A 17221-nucleotide genomic window follows, 5' to 3' on the forward strand; every position below is an offset into this window, starting at 1 on the left:
GTACAGATAAAAGGAGCAAATCAATGCCAAATTACAATATTCCATTTTCACCACCCGATATTACGGAAGCAGAAATTGCTGAAGTAGCGGATACCCTGCGTTCTGGTTGGATCACAACAGGTCCTAAGACAAAAGAACTGGAGCGCCGCTTGTCTCAATACACACAGACACCCAAGACTGTCTGCCTAAACTCTGCGACTGCCGCTCTTGAGTTGATTTTGCGCGTCTTGGAAGTTGGGCCTGGTGATGAAGTCATCGTTCCAGCCATGACCTATACAGCTTCATGTAGTGTCATCACTCACGTGGGAGCAACACCAGTCATGGTTGATATCCAAGAAGATACCTTTGAGATGGACTATGATCTGCTAGAGCAAGCTATCACTGAAAAGACCAAGGTAATCATTCCAGTAGAGCTTGCAGGGATTGTTTGCGACTATGACCGTTTGTTCCAAGTAGTGGAGAAGAAACGTGACCTCTTTACTGCTTCAAGCAAGTGGCAAAAAGCCTTTAACCGTATCGTGATTGTTTCTGATAGTGCTCATGCTTTGGGATCTACTTATAAAGGACAGCCAGCTGGTTCTATTGCTGACTTTACTTCCTTCTCATTCCACGCCGTTAAGAACTTTACAACGGCCGAAGGTGGAAGTGCCACTTGGAAAGCCAATCCAGCGATTGACGACGAAGAAATGTACAAGGATTTCCAAATCCTTTCTCTTCACGGGCAAACTAAGGATGCTCTTGCCAAGATGCAATTGGGTTCATGGGAATACGATATCGTAACACCAGCCTACAAGTGCAACATGACCGATATCATGGCATCGCTTGGTTTGGTACAATTGGACCGCTACCCAAGTTTATTGCAACGTCGTAAGGACATCGTGGACCGTTATGATCGTGGTTTTGCAGGTTCTCGCATCCATCCTTTAGCACACAAGACTGAAACCGTCGAATCTTCACGCCACCTCTACATTACCCATATAGAAGGAGCAAGCTTAGAAGAACGCAATCTTATCATCCAAGAATTGGCCAAAGCAGGAATTGCAAGTAACGTCCATTACAAACCGCTTCCTCTGCTAACAGCCTATAAGAATCTTGGTTTTGATATGGCGAACTATCCTAAGGCCTATGCCTTCTTTGAAAATGAAATTACCCTTCCTCTTCACACTAAATTAAGTGATGAAGAAGTGGATTATATCATTGAGACTTTCAAAACAGTTTCTGAAAAAGTGCTAACTTTATCAAAAAAATGACAAACTACAGTCAAGTAATAGTGATTCTGTTTCTAAAAAGTCTAATTGAGTGTAAAACTGTTGTTTTCAATTGAAAGTCCTATAGTAAAATGAAATAAAAACAGGACAAATTAATCAGGATAGTCAAATTAATTTCTAGCAATATTTTAGAAGCAAAGGTGTACTCTTATAGTTTCAATATACTGTATGGTTTGAAATGAGATGTGAGCAATTTGGTGTAGCATTTAGAATTTTTATTAGGCATCATTTAGAAAATGTAGTGTCTTGTTCTAGTTTTCAATTCACCCTATTTTTTGAAAGACGCGAGTTTCCACGAATGAGGTTGTGGAAACTCGCGTCTTTCTTTTTTGTTTTCAGAATATTGTTCAAAGTTTTGAGACTATTTTTCATGTTCTAGTCATTCTTTTGAAATAATCTATAAAACACGTGTCTACAATGATCTATATGTCCTATTCCAGTATTTTAGAAGAACTGCGTCTATTTTTATAGAGCTTGAATCTAGCTTTTATAGAAAATCTATTTAAGAAATATATTGTATTGTTTTGATTTCAATCCGCTATATGAACGATATTCATGTAAATATACCTGGTGAATGCTTGCATGACAAGATATTTGTTCTTGTATTTATAAATTAGTATTTTACGAGATATCAACATGCTTTAAATACAGTGAATAGGATATTTTTATGTTCAAGCTAAGAAAGATAGTAATCACTTTTGAATGGAAGGTTAAAGAATTATTAGAAGTATGGTTAGATATATAAATGGTCACGCTTTCACAATTTTGATATTTTATTGTGTTATTCCTTGACAATTTTGATTTAAAAATATATTATAAAGAAAATGACAGCGGTGTCATTTTCTGGTATGGAATTTATATGAATATTAAATTAGGACATAATATTTTTAATTGGAGGCTAATATGAAATCTTTTCAACAAAATGAGGTTTTCTCTATTCGTAAGTCTAAGGTGGGAGTTTGCTCAGTTCTCTTAGCGGTTTTATTTATTGGAACACAAAGTGTTTTAGCTAATGAAGTAGTTGGTGAAACTTCTTCGTCTAAAGATAATATGCAAATGAACTCTTTGTTGAGTAGCACATCTACATCATTATCTGCGGAACCCCATTCTGATACTCTCAGTCTTGATAACAATTCAAGTTTAAGTACTGATAATAATGGAGGAGTGAGTATTAATCAAAATAAACCTGATATAACAAATGATACTATGATTGGTAACATCTCTGGGATGGAAGTGAATACTATTTTAAGTACTAATCTGAACGAACACGTAGCTTTGAATGTTAAAGATTATGGAGCAATAGGTGACGGGGTTAATGATGATCGTCAAGCAATTCAAGATACAATAGATGCTGCAGCTAAAGGACTAGGCGGAGGAAATGTATATTTTCCTGAAGGAACTTATTTAGTAAAAGAAATTGTTTTTTTAAAAAGTCATACACACTTAGAATTGAATGAGAAAGCTACAATTCTAAATGGTATAAATATTAAGAATCACCCTTCTATTGTTTTTATGACAGGTTTATTTACGGATGATGGTGCGCAAGTAGAATGGGGCCCAACAGAAGATATTAGTTATTCTGGTGGTACTATTGATATGAACGGTGCTTTGAATGAAGAAGGAACTAAAGCAAAAAATCTACCACTTATAAATTCTTCAGGTGCATTTGCTATTGGGAATTCAAATAACGTAACTATAAAAAACGTAACATTCAAGGATAGTTATCAAGGGCATGCTATTCAAATTGCAGGTTCGAAAAATGTATTAGTCGATAATTCTCGTTTTCTTGGTCAAGCTTTACCTAAAACTATGAAAGATGGGCAAATTATAAGTAAGGAGAGTATTCAGATTGAACCATTGACTAGAAAAGGTTTTCCTTATGCTTTGAATGATGATGGGAAAAAATCTGAAAATGTTACTATTCAAAATTCATATTTTGGTAAAAGTGATAAATCTGGAGAATTAGTAACAGCAATTGGTACACACTATCAAACATTGTCGACACAGAACCCCTCTAATATTAAAATTTTAAATAATCATTTTGATAACATGATGTATTCTGGTGTACGTTTTACAGGATTCACTGATATTTTAATTAAAGGAAATAGATTTGATAAGAAAGTAAAAGGAGAAAGTGTACATTATAGAGAAAATGGTGCAGCCTTAATAAATGCTTTTAGTTATAAAAATGTAAAAGATGAACTTGATTTAAATAAGAAAGTCGATATTACTGAAAATACATTTTATATTTCTGATCCTAAAACAAAGGCTATTAGAGTAGCAAAAGATAGTGCAGAATATTTAGGAAAAGTATCAGATATTACTGTAACAAAAAATGTAATTAATAATAATTCTAAGGAAACAGAACAACCAAATATTGAATTATTACGAGTTAGTGATAATTTAGTAGTCTCAGAGAATAGTATATTCGGCGGTAAAGAAGGAATTGTTATTGAGGATTCAAAGGGTAAAATAACCGTTTTAAATAACCAATTTTATAATTTATCCGGTAAGTATATATCATTCATCAAATCTAATGCAAATGGGAAAGAACCAGTTATACGTGATAGCGATGGTAATTTCAATATTGTAACGGAGAATGGGCTTTACAAAATTGTAACAAATAACTTAAGTGATAAAAACGAAAAAGAAAAAAACAAAGAGGAAAAATTTAAAACAAGTTCATATGTGCATGAAAAACAATCTAATTCAAATAATGTAATTGATAGTAACCAGAAGAAAGGAGAGTTTAACTCAAGTAAAGATAATAGACAAATTAATGACAAGATCGACAATAAACAAGATAATAAGATAGAAGAAGTGAACCATAAAAAAGTTGGAGATGGCAGAGAAACTGAAAATCATATTAATAAATCTAAAGAAATAGTAGAGGTAAAACAAAAATTACCAAAGACTGGTTCGAACAAGATTATGGAACTATTCTTAACAGTGACAGGAATTGGTTTACTTTTGACACTAAAAGGGTTGAAGTATTATGGTAAAGATAAATAAAATTTGTTCGATACAAGGAAGTTCCGTAGAAAATGAGGATGCTGTAGGTTCACAAAATCAGTATTTTTGGATTATTGATGGAGCTACAGATTTATATAATTCTAAAGAGGAGATAGGTTATTCAGTCTCAGAAGTTGTACATATTTTATCAGAAAGTTTGTCGGTTAATTGTAAAGAATCAAAAACTCTTAAACAAATATTTGAAACTGCTTTACTAGAGGTTAAAGATGAAATCGGTTTAAACTCATATGAATTAACAGAGTATTATCGCTTACCAACATTTGCTTTTATATTTGCTAAACTTTCAGAAAAAAAGTTGGAGTATATGATGCTAGGTGACTGCGTCATGTTAGTAAACGAAATGGAAATAACTGATCATAGAGTAGATAACTTATTTGAAAAAGGGAAAAATGAGATAAAAGACTCAATTGGTACAAATAGTGTTTTAAATAAAAAAATTATTTTACAAAAAATCAGAAAATTATCTAATCAACCGAGTGGGTACTGGATAGGTTCGTTGGATGAGAGATTTTTAGACCATGCTATTATTAATCAAATAGATGTTACTAGTGAACAAATTGTTTTAATGAGCGATGGCTTTTATGAATTCTATCAAAATAATCAAAATAAAACTTTTGAAGAGTTAATTAAGATGAGATTTAATTCTTCTGCTATTGATCCAATCTATGGAAAGAAAGATGATGCAAGTATTGTAGTTATTGATGTTTGATATATTGTTTAAAATATTAATTGTTACTATTGAACTTTGTTAAGAAGAGGTACCTAAATGTTAAGGTTATATTTAGAAAATGAAATTATAGAATTATCAAATAATTTAGAGACCATTTGGGTATCTGTGCTTGATAAATATGAGAAGTTATTTGAATATTTATCAAATGAAGAACGAATAGAATTGATTAAAGAAGATTTAATCATAAATGAGTCAGTTCTAAATGTTGATAAAAAAGGATATGAGTTAATTTGTTTACAACATCCCGTTTCATATGACTTAAGAAGAATTATTAGTGTAATAAAAATATCAACTGACATTGAACGTATTGGGGATAGAATTGTTGAAATTTTAAAAAATCTACAGATTATTCAAAATAATGAAATTTTGAAGAAAATTATTTCAGAAATAAAAATACTTCATGAAGTTATCGGACTGCATATGAATAGGGCTATATCTTGTTATAGAGAGGAACAATCTGGATGTTTAGATATGGTTGTTATACAAAAACAGAATGAGATAGAAGAGCTTAGTACAAATATTGAAAATAAAATAATGAATTACATATTTGAAGATGATGGGAATGTTTCTGAAGTAATTGGTGCTTTAGATATTATTCATCACCTTGATAAAATTGCTCATACTACGCAATCAATTTATAAATGGATAATGTATAGAAAATATGGGAACATAAATTAGAAAGAAAAATATATGAAAACAATTATTGATAATTTTGTTGATAGAGTAATTGAATACGGAATGTATAATGAAATTGACAAAATATATGTGAAAAATAGAGTACTAGCGTTAATAGGTGAGGAGGGAACTGATCGCATTTCCGATGAAAATGACCTGAAACAAATAAAAGATTACTTAGTGGAAATCGCCTTAAAAAACGGTAAAATTAAAGATTTAATCGAGGAAAAGGAATGTTTAGGAGCAGAGTTAATGAATTTCATAGTTCCTTTACCTAGTCGATTAAATGATATTTTTTGGAGTTCATATGATATATCACCTCAAGAAGCAGTTGAAGAGTTTTATAAGTTAAGTAAAGATAGTGATTATATTAAAACTTCTGCTATTGCTAAGAATATTGAGTTTCGATCATCAACTAAATACGGAGAGCTAGAGATTACGATAAATTTGTCAAAACCCGAAAAAGATCCAAAAACAATTGCTGCTGAAAAATTAGTAAAAGCAACTAATTATCCCAAATGTTTACTATGTATGGAAAATGAAGGATATCAGGGGCGAATAAATTATCCAGCACGTTCGAATCATAGAATTATTCGGTTGAAACTTGGTGACGAAGTATGGGGATTCCAGTATTCTCCCTACTCATATTTTAATGAGCATGCGATATTTTTAAATAGTCAACATGTACCAATGGCTATTACCTCTAAAACATTTGAACAATTATTGGAGATTGTTGATATTTTGCCAGGATATTTTGCTGGTTCAAATTCTGATCTTCCTATCTCAGGAGGCTCCATTCTTAGTCATAACCACTACCAGGGAGGGAAACATATTTTCCCAATGGAAAAAGCAAAATTTGAGAGTGAATTTCGTTTTAAAGACTTTGAGGATGTTAATGCTGGTATTGTAAAATGGCCAATGTCAGTAATTAGGTTACAAAGTGAAAATAAAAATCGATTGTTAGATTTAGCTAATAAAATTCTAAATAAGTGGAGGGAATATTCAGATTTAGAAGTAGACATCATTGCTATGACTGAAGATGTCCCACACCATACGGTGACTCCTATTGCTCGTAAAGTGGACGGGAGATATGAATTAGATATTGTTCTAAGAGATAATCATACTACTGAACAATACCCAGATGGTGTTTTCCATCCTCATCAAGATGTACAACATATTAAAAAGGAAAATATCGGGTTAATCGAAGTGATGGGACTTGCGATATTACCACCTCGTTTGAAACCAGAGTTAGAAGAAGTTGGAAAATATCTTTTAGGAGAGGATAACGCAATTGCGGATTATCATTTAGAATGGGCCGACCAATTGAAAGAAAAATATCCTCGCATTAATAAAGAAGAGGTTAATAGCGTAGTTCAACACGAAGTAGGACAAGTGTTTGCGAGAGTTCTGGAAGATGCAGGAGTTTATAAGAATACACCGTCTGGGCATGAAGCGTTTATGAGATTTGTTAAGTCGGTTGGAATTAATTAGGAGGAAACCCAAATGGCAATATTGGTAACAGGCGGAGCTGGTTATATTGGTAGCCATACCGTAGTAGAATTACTAAATTTAGGAAAGGAAGTCATAATTGTCGACAACCTTTCGAACTCTAGCATCTTGGTGCTAGACCGTATTGAAGCAATTACAGGAATACGTCCCGTGTTTTACGAATTAGATGTTTGTGATAAACAAGCATTGAGAAAGGTATTTGAAAAAGAATCGATTGATGCTGCAATTCATTTTGCAGGTTATAAAGCTGTCGGAGAATCCGTGCAAAAGCCTGTGATGTACTACAAAAATAATATTATGAGTACATTAGCACTTGTTGAAGTGATGTCAGAATTTAATGTTAAAAAGATTGTCTTTTCTTCAAGTGCGACTGTATATGGAATTAACAATCAGTCACCCCTAATTGAGACGATGGAAACAAGTGCGACAAATCCTTATGGGTATACGAAAGTGATGCTTGAACAAATTTTAAAAGATGTTCATGTGGCAGATTCAGAATGGAGTATTGCGTTGCTTCGTTATTTCAATCCAATTGGTGCTCATGAGTCTGGTTTGATTGGGGAAGATCCCTCAGGAATTCCTAACAACTTGATGCCTTATATTGCACAAGTAGCGGTAGGTAAGCTGTCAGAGCTAAGTGTGTTCGGAAATGATTATGATACGCTTGATGGTACTGGTGTGCGTGATTATATCCATGTAGTAGATTTAGCAATAGGACATATAAAAGCTTTAGAAAAAGTATCTGAAAAAACAGATGTTTATATCTATAACCTAGGCTCGGGAGAAGGCACTAGTGTATTACAACTTGTAAATACATTTGAAAGTGTTAATAAGGTCCCTATTCCTTATAAAATAGTTCCAAGACGTTCAGGAGACGTTGCAACTTGTTATGCAAATGCAGACAAAGCATATAAGGAATTAAATTGGAGGACAACAAAATCGATTGAAGACATGTGTAGAGATACATGGAATTGGCAATCAAAAAATCCCAATGGCTATAATTGATGATACTGTCTATATGAGTGCTGTATTTTGGAAAAATTACTTAACCTTTTAATGAAATTCATATTTAATGAAAGATAAATTTTTTTAAAAAATTTTTTGAAAGCGCTTGACAAAGGAAACGGTTTCATTGTATAATGTAAACATAATGACACCGATGTCAAATATAAAAAAGAAGGTCTTTATATGAAAAACTTAACAAAAATTAAGTTCAAAGAGAATGGGGAATTTAATCATTTCCCTGGGAATACAGTTGTAGCAAATCTTTATACTAAACAAGATTTGATGGAAGTTGTTGATATTATTCAATCACGTTATAGAGAATTACCATTTATCGATAAGTTTACTTTAACTCCAAGGAATTCTATTCACATGACTGTAATTGAATTGTTGTGCCATGAAAATCGTGAAACGGAGTTTTGGAGCAGTAATCTTCCTCTAGATACACCTTTACAGGAAATACATGATTACTTTGCTAAACAACTTGAAATTTTTCCATTGTTGGATGAAGAAATTCATATGCGTGTAACTGAAATGGGAAAACAAAACATATTAGTTGAACCTGCAGATGAAGCTTCTGCAAAGAGATTAGAAGAAATTCGTACTTATGTCTCAGAAAAAGCAGGTGTTCGTTTCCCTAATCATGATAGATATCAATTCCATATTTCAATTGGGTATCTTCGAATTCCTTTAACCGAAGAGGAGGAAGAAGAGTTTACTAAAGTCAGAGCAGAATTAACTGAAATTTTATTAGAGAAGATTCCAACTATTACTGTAAATCGTATTGACTATACTGTATTTGAAGATATGAGACAATTTGTTCCATATCACGAAAAATTTAAATAAAATAATAAAAAAGGAGAACTTATCATGAAAAAAATGAAAGTTTGGTCTACTGTACTTGCAACGGGAGTTGCTCTTACTACACTTGCTGCTTGCTCTGGAGGTTCAAATTCTACGACTGCTTCTTCATCTGAAGAAAAAGCTGATAAAAGTCAAGAATTAGTAATCTATTCGAACTCAGTCTCAAATGGTCGTGGTGATTGGCTAACTGCTAAAGCAAAAGAAGCTGGTTTTAATATCAAAATGGTTGATATCCCTGGCGCTCAATTAGCAGACCGTGTTATTGCTGAGAAGAATAATGCAGTTGCAGATATGGTATTTGGAATTGGTGCTGTTGATTCAAATAAAATTAGAGATCAAAAATTACTAGTACAGTACAAGCCTAAATGGTTAGATAAAATTGATCAATCTTTATCAGATAAAGATAATTATTATAATCCTGTGATTGTTCAACCATTAGTTTTAATTGGGGCGCCTGATGTAAAAGAAATGCCTAAAGATTGGACAGAATTAGGTAGTAAGTATAAAGGTAAATATTCAATTTCTGGTCTTCAAGGTGGTACAGGACGTGCAATTCTAGCAAGTATCTTAGTTCGATACCTTGATGATAAAGGTGAATTAGGTGTTTCCGAAAAAGGTTGGGAAGTAGCAAAAGAATATTTGAAAAATGCATACACTCTTCAAAAGGGAGAAAGTTCAATTGTTAAGATGTTAGACAAAGAAGATCCAATACAATATGGAATGATGTGGGGTTCTGGTGCATTAGTTGGACAAAAAGAACAAAATGTTGTTTTCAAAGTTATGACTCCTGAGATCGGTGTACCATTTGTAACTGAACAAACTATGGTTTTAAGCACTAGTAAAAAACAAGCGTTAGCTAAAGAATTTATTGATTGGTTTGGTCAATCAGAAATTCAAGTAGAATATAGTAAGAACTTTGGATCTATTCCTGCAAATAAAGATGCCCTCAAAGATCTACCAGAAGATACTAAGAAATTTGTTGATCAAGTGAAACCACAAAATATTGACTGGGAAGCTGTTGGAAAGCATTTGGATGAATGGGTAGAAAAAGCTGAATTAGAATACGTACAATAAGAAATAAGAGTTAATTTTTATGTCCAAGTCTCTCTATTATTTCTAAATTTATGGAAGAAATAAAGAGAGGCTTTTGGTTTAGTAATAGAGGGAGTTAGTGAGATGATTAAATTTGATAATATTCAAATTAAATATGGTGATTTTGTTGCAATTGATAATCTGAATTTAGATATACATGAAGGGGAATTTTTTACATTTCTTGGGCCTTCAGGATGTGGTAAATCAACTACTTTGAGAGCATTGGTAGGTTTTCTAGATCCATCATCAGGAAGTATTGAAGTTAATGGAACAGATGTCACTCATTTGGAACCTGAAAAGCGTGGAATTGGTATTGTATTTCAATCTTATGCGCTATTTCCAACTATGACTGTTTTTGATAATATTGCATTTGGTTTAAAAGTTAAGAAGGTAGCTCCAGATGTTATTAAAGCTAAAGTATCAGCAGTAGCAGCAAAAATTAAGATCTCTGATCAACAGTTACAGCGTAATGTATCAGAATTATCTGGGGGTCAACAACAAAGGGTAGCATTGGCTCGTGCTCTGGTTCTTGAACCTAAAATTCTTTGTCTAGATGAACCATTGTCAAACCTTGACGCAAAATTACGTGTAGATTTGAGAAAAGAGTTGAAAAGACTTCAAAAAGAGTTAGGTATTACTACTTTATATGTTACTCATGACCAAGAGGAAGCCTTAACTTTATCTGATAGAATTGCAGTCTTTAACAATGGATACATCGAACAGGTCGGTACACCTGTAGAGATTTATCATAATTCTCAAACTGAATTTGTATGTGATTTTATTGGCGATATTAATGTTTTGACCGATGAAACAGTCCACGAAGTATTACTGAAAAATGCAAGCGTTTTCTTAGAAGATAAAAAAGGATACATTCGATTAGAGAAAGTTCGATTCAATCGTGAAACTGAACAAGATTTCATTCTAAAAGGAACAATTATTGATGTTGAGTTTTCTGGAGTTACAATTCACTATACAATAAAAGTTTCTGAAAGTCAGATTCTTAATGTAACAAGTATTGATAGTCAGGCTGCTATTAGATCTGTCGGAGAAAGTGTGGACTTATTTATCACACCATCAGACGTTCTGCAATTTTAAGGAGGTGCAGTATGCGTCATAAATTAAATTTAAAAGATTGGCTTATTCGTTTAGGGTTAATCTGGTTCCTAGTAACATTTATTATTTATCCAAACTTTGATCTAGTAGTGAATGTATTTGTAAAAGGAGGAGAATTTTCCCTTGAAGCTGTACATCGTGTTCTAAAATCTGAGAGGGCACTTCAGAGTATTATGAACAGTTTTAAGTTAGCATTTTCACTCATTATTACAGTTAATGTCGTAGGTATTCTTTGTGTTCTATTTACAGAGTACTTTGATATTAAAGGTGCTAAAATTTTAAAATTAGGCTATATGACCTCTTTAATTTATGGAGGAGTGGTTTTAGCGACTGGATATAAATTTGTCTATGGTCCTTATGGATTGATAACAAAATTTTTACAAAATGTTATCCCTTCTTTAGACCCTAACTGGTTTATTGGGTATGGTGCAGTCTTATTCATTATGACATTTTCAGGAACTGCTAATCATACATTGTTTTTAACAAATACAATTCGAAGCGTTGACTATCACACTATTGAGGCTGCACGAAATATGGGAGCAAAACCATTTACTGTTTTCCGAAAAGTAGTGTTACCAACCTTAATTCCAACTCTATTTGCACTTACTATTATGGTTTTTCTTAGTGGTTTGTCTGCAGTAGCAGCACCCATGATTGTTGGTGGTAAAGGATTTCAAACTATAAATCCAATGATTATTACATTTGCAGGGATGGGGAATTCTCGTGATTTAGCTGCCTTACTTGCAATTATTTTAGGTATTGCAACTACAATTTTGCTTACTATCATGAATAAGATAGAAAAAGGTGGAAATTATATTTCTATCTCTAAGACTAAAGCGCCTCTTAAAAAACAAAAAATTGCATCTAAGCCTTGGAATATCATTGCTCACATTGTAGCATATGGATTGTTCACAGTTTTCATGCTTCCACTAATTTTTATAGTATTATACTCATTTACAGATCCAGTTGCAATTCAAACAGGTAACTTAACATTATCAAACTTTACTTTAGAAAATTATCGCTTATTCTTTAGTAATAGTGCGGCATTCTCTCCATTCTTGGTCAGCTTTATTTATTCTATTATCGCTGCGACAACAGCAACAATTCTCGCAGTTATATTTGCTCGAGTTGTCAGAAAACATAAAGCTCGCTTTGATTTCTTATTTGAATATGGTGCTCTACTTCCTTGGTTACTACCAAGTACACTTTTAGCAGTAAGTTTATTATTTACTTTTAATCAGCCACAATTTCTTGTCTTGAATCAGATTTTGGTAGGTAGTTTGGTAATTCTACTTATTGCATATATAGTTGTAAAAATCCCATTTTCTTATAGAATGGTACGTGCTATTTTATTTAGTGTTGATGATGAGATGGAAGATGCAGCAAGAAGTATGGGTGCTTCACCTTTTTATACTATGATGAAGGTTATCATTCCATTTATTTTACCGGTTGTTCTCTCTGTTATTGCTTTAAACTTTAACTCTTTATTAACTGACTTCGACTTATCTGTATTTCTTTACCATCCATTAGCTCAACCGCTGGGTATAACTATTCGTTCAGCAGGTGATGAAACAGCAACTTCAAATGCTCAAGCACTTGTGTTCGTTTATACTATTGTATTAATGATAATTTCTGGTTCTGTATTATACTTTACTCAGAGACCAGCTAGTAGAAAAAGGAAATAATAATGCAGGCAACAAGCTTAGGACTATCATATATCGAAATTGTATTAAGAATTGTACTTTCATTAGTTATTGGTGGAGTAATTGGTTTAGAGAGAGGAAGTAAATCTCAACCAGCAGGTATTCGTACACATAGTATTGTTTGTCTGGCTGCATGTTTAATTATGATGACTAATGAGTATGTATCTTATAAATTTGGTACAGGAGATCCTACACGCTTAGGTGCGCAAGTTATATCAGGTGTTGGTTTTCTTGGGGCTGGAACAATACTTATTACAGATAAAAAGAAAATAACTGGTTTAACAACTGCAGCCGGAATATGGGCTTCAGCTGGAATCGGTCTAGCTATAGGTGTTGGTTTTTATGAAGGAGCCGTACTAGGAGCAATTTCTGTTTGGAGTGTTATAACTATGTTCCAACCTTTAAAAAAATATCTTCAAAGTCGTTCAAAGATAATCGAATTGTATATCGTTGTTAGATCTACAGAGGCATATAATCGGGTACTAGTATACTGTGCTGAGAATGGCATTAGAATGACTGATTCTAGAACTGCATTTGGAGATGTTAATTCAGAAAGAATTGAATATTTTGATGTTCCAGAAAAAAAAATAGCATCATTTATTACTCTAGAACTATCAGGAAGATTTGAACATCTTCGTTTGATGGAAGAAATTGCTAATATTGTAGGTGTTATTTATGTCGAAGAAATTAGCTGAAATTTAGTAAACAAAGGGACAGATGTTTTTGTCCTTTTGTTTTTTAGATGTTTTAATCATCTAATTTTTGAGTAGATTTTTGCTCAGAGGTTTTTATGAAAGATTTTAAAATCTATTTTGATTTAGGTAAAATAGAATATTTTGATAATAATTGTTTGATACAAGTATACAAATTTATTTCTTTTTATGATATTTGTGAAATGGTGTTTCCCTTTCATTTACCTCCTGATGAGTTGATAACAAATGTTATTTTTAAAGAAAAAATTAAGTCTATGTTAGAATGTTACATTGACAGGCTATTATATATTTTTATAAATCCAACAATTTTTACTGAAAAAGTTAATCTACAATTTTATGGTAGTTTTTTCTCATATGAATTTATTTGTCGTGAAGTTGGAAACATTCTTAAAAATAAAGGTGTGAATTGCAATTTAAACTTTTTTGAAGGGGAAGAATATTTGTAAAATTAATTTTGTGAATTTGTGGATCTTAAATAATTTACAAAATTCTCTTGTTAAAAAAAATTAAATATTGTATAGTAATATTAGAATGTTCGTAATGGAGGACTGAAATGAAAAATATAAATGGGAAAAAGGTAACTATTTATGATATTGCACGTTTATCAGGTTTTTCTCCAAAAACAGTTTCACGAGTTATTAATGGTGGAGTAAATGTTAAAGAAGAAACTTATCAAGCGATTCAAAAAGTTATAGAGGAATTGTCGTATATTCCAAATGCGTATGCAAAAAATTTAACTAAAAAAGAAGCTATAAATATATTGATTTCTGTAAAAAAAATCGACTCTTTTCCTTTAATTTGGTTTCAAACTTTATTAGATAAAGTTTTACAAACTTGTAAAGAGTATGGTGTTAACGCTATTGTTGAATATTTTAGTGAAGAAGATACAATTAGTAATTCAATAATCTCGAGTACAGGAAGCTTGATAGATGGTGTAATAGTATTTTATGAAAGTAAAGAAGATATTCGGATTAATTACTTGCAAAAGAATAAAATGCCATTCATAGTTTTTGGAGAATCTAGAACACCTAATGTTGTGTATGTTTCTAACAACAATTTTCAGGCCACTTATGACATGATGAAATTAGTATCAAAAGAAAACATTAATAGTATGTGGTTACTTATGGGAGGAGAATCCCTTGTTAATATTGATCGAGAGAGAGGGGTTCGTGCTTTTTTAAATGATAATAACTATGAAATGGATTTGAAAGTAGTATATGGTCTAACTACAATAGATTCTGTTTATTCATATGCTACAAGACATCTATCTAATCAAAATTATCCTGATTTGATTTTTGTATCCGGTGATGAAAAAGTACAGGGATTGATTCGTTCTTGCTATGAGAAGGAAATTACCATTCCTGATGATATTTCAATAATCGGATTTGACAATATTCCAATTTCTCAATATTATACTCCAGCTTTATCTACAATTTCTCCTAATTATGTTAAATTAGCTCAAGAAATGATTGAAGGGGTATTAGCAATTATAAAGGGGGAAAGTGTCACATCTGTTGAAGTTTCTACTAAACTTGTTAGGAGACAGAGTTTCTAGTATTGTTTAATTCTTGAAAATCCTAATGGAAAAGATGGAGTGTTCTAAAGTAAGTTCTGTTTAGCATCTATTCAGTTTCTATTGAGTTGGATCCAATTTCCAACAAGTGGGACATTTTCACGTTCGATTTACTAAAGACATTATCACATTCGAATCACACATCTTTCAAAAAAATCGTAAAAAAGTCTTGACAAAGAAAAAACAAAGTATTAAAATAAGTTCAACAAATCAGAAAAGTAACTATTTTTGATCTTCAGGGAGCCTGTGGTGATTGTGAACAGGTGGTTGAAAGTAGTGAAAGTGGGCTGATTTTAAAAATGAATTTGAAACAATGAAAATTCGGTGCGCACACCTTACAGTGCAACTTGTTGTTAGACAAGGCAGAGATGTAAAGGGATAGTCCCTTTATAATTGAGGTGGCACCGCGTTACCAACGCCCTCACACGGAATTTAATTCTGTGTGTGGGCTTTTTTCATATCTTGAAATCAATACAGAAAGAGGAAATTTTTATGACAACTAAAGGTTATTTTGGACAATTTGGTGGAAGTTTTGTACCGGAGCCGATTCAGGCTTTGTTGGATGAGTTGGAAGTGACATTTGACAAGTACAAGGATGATCCAGAGTTTTTGGCAGAATTTCGTCATTACTTAAAGGACTATTCCGGTCGCGAAACACCACTCTATTTTGCGGAAAGTTTGACAGACCACCTAGGTGGCGCTAAGATTTATCTCAAGCGCGAAGACCTTAACCACCTTGGTTCTCACAAGCTCAACAACGTTTTAGGGCAAATCCTTCTTGCCAAACGTATGGGCAAAAAACGAGTAATCGCAGAAACAGGAGCTGGTCAGCACGGTGTTGCTACAGCAGCGGCTGCAGCCAAGTTTGGTATGGCCTGTGATGTCTACATGGGAGCAGAAGATGTGGAACGCCAACGTCTCAATGTTTTCCGTATGGAGATGATGGGAGCAACTGTTCATGCAGTTGAAACAGGGACTCGTACCCTCAAAGATGCTGTTGATGCAGCCTTTGGAGCATGGATGAATGACCTTGAAGCCTTTTATGTTCTGGGATCTGCTGTGGGACCTCACCCATATCCAACCATTGTTCATGAGTTCCAAAAAGTCATCAGTGAAGAATCTCGCCGTCAAATCTTAGAAAAAGAAGGTCGTTTACCAGACTACGTTATTGCCTGTGTAGGTGGTGGTTCCAATGCTATTGGTGCATTTTCACAGTATGTGACTGATGAAGAAGTTAAATTGGTTGGGGTCGAAGCTGCTGGTCATGGACTTGATACAGATAAGCACGCAGCTACTATGACAAAGGGTAGTATCGGAATTGTCGACGGCATGAAGACCTATGCAGTCTTTAAGGAAGATGGAGAGCTAGCTCCAGTTTACTCTATCTCAGCTGGATTGGACTATCCAGGGGTTGGCCCAGAACACGCTTACTTTAAAGATTCAGGTCGCGTGGAATATGTTGCAGCGACAGACGAAGAAGCTGTTCAGGCTCTCCTCCTTCTCAGCAAGACTGAAGGAATTATCCCAGCGATTGAAAGCTCACACGCTATCGCAGAAGCAGTTAAACGTGCACCGAAACTAAGTAAAGACGACATTATCATCATCAATGTCTCTGGTCGTGGAGACAAGGATGTAGCTGCAATTGCGGACTACCTAGAAGCTAAAAAATAAAAGATGGAAAAATTACAGTCTTTTCTCTCACAGAGAGCTTGTGGTTGCTGAAAACAAGCAGAGAAAGCTGTAAGGTTGGGTCCATCTGAAACGAGAGAAGAAAACATAATTCTCAAGGGAGTGCCCTTTATCGCACAGCCTGTTACAGGAGGTTTCTGAGACAGGAATGAGAGATAGGAGAAATCCTATAATTGAGGTGGCACCGCGAATTTCGTCCTCACGCAAGTTATTTTGCGTGGGGATTTTTCATACAGTCGCCACGGACTAGAAGTAGA

General features: G+C 33.4%; 14 protein-coding genes and 2 other annotated features. All 14 genes read left to right on the top strand.

Annotation, left to right across the window (positions count from 1 at the left end; genetic code table 11):
- The first annotated feature begins 23 nt into the window (after window positions 1-23).
- Window positions 24-1250, top strand: a complete 1227-nt coding sequence (locus tag NMM17_RS07825; RefSeq protein WP_254754198.1) for a DegT/DnrJ/EryC1/StrS aminotransferase family protein — start codon at window positions 24-26, stop codon at window positions 1248-1250.
- Between the two features lie 921 nt (window positions 1251-2171).
- On the top strand, window positions 2172-4280 hold the full coding sequence (locus NMM17_RS07830) for a glycosyl hydrolase family 28-related protein (RefSeq protein WP_254754199.1): 2109 nt from the start codon (window positions 2172-2174) through the stop codon (window positions 4278-4280).
- Complete coding sequence (locus NMM17_RS07835; RefSeq protein ID WP_000239018.1) at window positions 4264-5010, top strand: protein phosphatase 2C domain-containing protein; 747 nt, start codon at window positions 4264-4266, stop codon at window positions 5008-5010. The genes NMM17_RS07830 and NMM17_RS07835 overlap by 17 nt, the downstream gene beginning before the upstream one ends.
- 57 nt (window positions 5011-5067) lie before the next feature.
- Entirely contained in the window at window positions 5068-5709 is a 642-nt protein-coding gene (locus NMM17_RS07840; protein WP_000945328.1) for a phosphate uptake regulator PhoU, read from the top strand.
- Window positions 5710-5721: 12 nt separating this feature from the next.
- Window positions 5722-7197, top strand: coding sequence for a UDP-glucose--hexose-1-phosphate uridylyltransferase (gene galT / locus NMM17_RS07845; RefSeq protein ID WP_000848808.1), 1476 nt, complete (start codon window positions 5722-5724; stop codon window positions 7195-7197).
- Window positions 7198-7209: 12 nt separating this feature from the next.
- The gene (galE, locus tag NMM17_RS07850; RefSeq protein ID WP_061743800.1) at window positions 7210-8220 is read left to right on the top strand and encodes a UDP-glucose 4-epimerase GalE; all 1011 of its coding nucleotides are present in this window, start codon (window positions 7210-7212) and stop codon (window positions 8218-8220) included.
- Window positions 8221-8403: 183 nt separating this feature from the next.
- Window positions 8404-9063 (top strand): DUF1868 domain-containing protein, encoded by a 660-nt coding sequence (locus tag NMM17_RS07855; protein WP_000793811.1) that lies wholly within the window; start codon window positions 8404-8406, stop codon window positions 9061-9063.
- Between the two features lie 24 nt (window positions 9064-9087).
- On the top strand, window positions 9088-10155 hold the full coding sequence (locus NMM17_RS07860; protein ID WP_000738377.1) for an extracellular solute-binding protein: 1068 nt from the start codon (window positions 9088-9090) through the stop codon (window positions 10153-10155).
- A 102-nt stretch (window positions 10156-10257) separates the two neighbouring features.
- A complete protein-coding gene (locus NMM17_RS07865; RefSeq protein WP_000589137.1) occupies window positions 10258-11268 on the top strand; it encodes an ABC transporter ATP-binding protein in 1011 nt (336 codons plus the stop codon).
- An 11-nt stretch (window positions 11269-11279) separates the two neighbouring features.
- Window positions 11280-12971 (top strand): iron ABC transporter permease, encoded by a 1692-nt coding sequence (locus NMM17_RS07870; protein WP_023943877.1) that lies wholly within the window; start codon window positions 11280-11282, stop codon window positions 12969-12971.
- A gap of 2 nt (window positions 12972-12973) precedes the next feature.
- The gene (locus tag NMM17_RS07875) at window positions 12974-13684 is read left to right on the top strand and encodes an MgtC/SapB family protein (protein ID WP_001149045.1); all 711 of its coding nucleotides are present in this window, start codon (window positions 12974-12976) and stop codon (window positions 13682-13684) included.
- 95 nt (window positions 13685-13779) lie between these two features.
- Window positions 13780-14148, top strand: a complete 369-nt coding sequence (locus NMM17_RS07880) for a hypothetical protein (protein WP_023943875.1) — start codon at window positions 13780-13782, stop codon at window positions 14146-14148.
- A 107-nt stretch (window positions 14149-14255) separates the two neighbouring features.
- On the top strand, window positions 14256-15257 hold the full coding sequence (locus NMM17_RS07885; protein ID WP_049488253.1) for a LacI family DNA-binding transcriptional regulator: 1002 nt from the start codon (window positions 14256-14258) through the stop codon (window positions 15255-15257).
- Window positions 15258-15471: 214 nt separating this feature from the next.
- Window positions 15472-15701: a binding site (T-box leader), on the top strand.
- A gap of 66 nt (window positions 15702-15767) precedes the next feature.
- Window positions 15768-16946, top strand: coding sequence for a tryptophan synthase subunit beta (gene trpB, locus NMM17_RS07890; RefSeq protein ID WP_045605807.1), 1179 nt, complete (start codon window positions 15768-15770; stop codon window positions 16944-16946).
- Window positions 16937-17168 (top strand) — a binding site (T-box leader). It overlaps the preceding gene by 10 nt.
- Window positions 17169-17221 lie beyond the last annotated feature (53 nt).

The sequence above is a fragment of the Streptococcus sp. CF7_Ac1-12 genome (assembly GCF_024295905.1).
In the GTDB taxonomy this organism is placed as follows: Bacteria; Bacillota; Bacilli; order Lactobacillales; family Streptococcaceae; genus Streptococcus; species Streptococcus mitis_AP.